Here is a 2,182-nt window from a genome sequence, read left to right as displayed (position 1 = left end):
CCCGCGGAGGCGGCGAACCGGCGCGCGACGGCCCCGATCATCCACATCCGCACCAGGGCTTCGCCGCGCCGGCCGGGCACCGCGAGCAGGTGCGGCAGGCTGTTGCCGAGGGCGAGAGCGAGGTCGCGCCTGGCGGACGTGGGGTCGGTTCGCCGCACCGCGTCGCACGCGTGGGCGAACGCCGGCGGGTTCGCGTCGAGCGCCCCGGCGAAGGCGCCCGCCGAACTTCCGACGACCAGGTCGAACGGTCCGTGCGGCCACGTGGAGAGCACGCCGAGGGTCCATGCGATGCCGGTGATGCCACCCGAGCCGAGTACCAGCGCGGTCCCCATGCACGGAATCTATACCTGCGGATCGCCGCGATCACCCGGGGCGAGTCCGGAGCGGCCGCAGCGGCGACGGCCGGCGCCGCGAAGATGAGGCGGATGCCCCATGCGCCGCCGCCCGCGGCGCGCGACAGTGGGCGCATGAACACCTCGAACGCATCCGGGACGCCGGCATCCGCCGCGGCCGACGTCACCGCGAACCCGCTGCTGCCGGGCGGCGACGACGAGCGCTTCACCGGGTTCGGCGTGATGGGCCTCGGCTTCTCCGGCGGCCACTACCTGGCGCTGCGCGTCTGGACGGCGACGTCCATCGGCGCCCCGTACCGCGCCGTCTGGCACCGGGACCCGCACGGCCGGTGGCACATGGTCACCACCGCGCCCGCCGAGTTCAGCTGCCCGCGGTACTTCAGCACCGCGGCCACCTCCGAACGCGCCGGGTCGATCGACCTCGACTGGCTGGACGAGACGCGCCTGCGGGTGCGCATCCCGGGCGTGCTCGAGTGGGACGTGGCGCTGCGCGCGACGCCGGCCACGCGGGCCATGACGGCCCTGGCCGGGGCGATGCCCCCGGCGGCGCGGCGCAGCGATCCGCTGCTCGGGGCGATGGGTCCGCTCTCCCGCCCGATGCTGCGCGCGGGACGCATGCGGCTGACCGGAGCCGCCCCGAACCGGCAGCGCTTCCAGGTGGTGCCGCTGCGCGTCTGGCGGGTCGCCGGCAGCACGGCGACCCTCGCGGGGGCCGGCCTGGGGGAGCCGCGCGCACTCGGGCAGCAGACGCGGCTCGGGGACTTCTGGATGCCCCAGCGCGGCATCTTCTATGTCGGCGAGGCGCGCTTCGACGCGTTCGACCCGGCGCGGCATGCGCCCGCGGACGCACCGGTCGCGGCCGGGTGACGTCGCCCTCTGGCACCGTCGCATCCCGGGGCACACAATGGTGCCGTGGGCGCGTCATCGGCGGCACCGACGCGGGCCGAGGTGCTCGCGGCGCTGTCGGTCGCCATCGACCTGGGACTCGGTCAGCCCGCCGAGCACATGCTGCGGGCCGCGACGCTCGCGAGCCGTCTCGCCGAGCGCGTCGGGCTCACCGAGAAGCAGCGCGGCGGCGCGTACTACGCGACCCTGCTCATGTGGATCGGCTGCACCGCCGACTCCCAGGAGTACGCCCGCTGGTTCGGAGACGACATCGCGGTGCGGGGCGCGTCGTACCTCGTGGACTGGTCGGGCCTGCCGTTCGCCCGGTTCCTCGTGGAGAACGTCGCGCGCGGCCGGCCGCTGCCGCAGCGCGCGGTGACGTTCGCCGAGCTCATGGTGAGCGCCCGCGGCAACCTCGGGCGGCTGCTGCATTCGCACTGCCTGTCGGCATCGCTGCTCGCCGGCCGGCTCGGCCTGCCTCCGGGCGTGGGCGACGCGGTCTCGGCCGCCTTCGAGCGGTACGACGGGCGCGGGATGCCGCAGGGGCTGTCCGGCGCGGCCATCCCGATCGAGATGCGCATCGCGCAGCTCGCCGACACCGCCGAGGTGCACCACCGGCTCCACGGCGTCGACGGCGCGACCGCGATGACGCGCCAGCGACGGGGCGGGCAGTTCGACCCGGCGGTCGTGGACGCGTTCGTCGCGGATGCCGCGGAGCTGCTCGACCTCCCGCACGGGTCCGCGGCGTGGGCCGCTGCGCTGGACTGTGCACCGGATCGCGACGAGGTGCTGCAGGATGCCGCCCTCGACGAGACCCTCGCCGCGATCGGCGACTTCGCGGACCTCAAGTGCCCGTTCCTGCTCGGGCACTCGCGGGGCGTGGCGGCGCTCGCCGCCGCGGCAGCAGGCCTCGCCGGACTGCCCGCGGGCGAGGCCGCGACGCT

At 75.8% G+C, this 2,182-nt stretch carries 3 protein-coding genes; 2 read left to right on the top strand and 1 reads right to left on the bottom strand.

Features of this window, described 5'->3' with window-relative positions:
• On the bottom strand, positions 1-332 hold a 332-nt coding region (locus VJR25_RS12135), incomplete at its 3' end, for a patatin-like phospholipase family protein (protein WP_324115352.1).
• A 135-nt stretch (positions 333-467) separates the two neighbouring features.
• Between VJR25_RS12135 and VJR25_RS12130 the strand changes: the two genes are divergently transcribed.
• Positions 468-1,220, top strand: a complete 753-nt coding sequence (locus VJR25_RS12130) for a hypothetical protein (RefSeq protein WP_324115350.1) — start codon at positions 468-470, stop codon at positions 1,218-1,220.
• 45 nt (positions 1,221-1,265) lie between these two features.
• A partial coding sequence (locus tag VJR25_RS12125) for an HD domain-containing phosphohydrolase (protein WP_324115347.1) occupies positions 1,266-2,182 on the top strand: 917 nt, incomplete at its 3' end.

Origin of the sequence: Microbacterium sp., assembly GCF_035277845.1 — a bacterium.
Lineage (GTDB): Bacteria > Actinomycetota > Actinomycetes > Actinomycetales > Microbacteriaceae > Microbacterium.
Note: the sequence above shows the minus strand (reverse complement) of the source record. Positions and strands in the feature narration are given on the sequence as shown.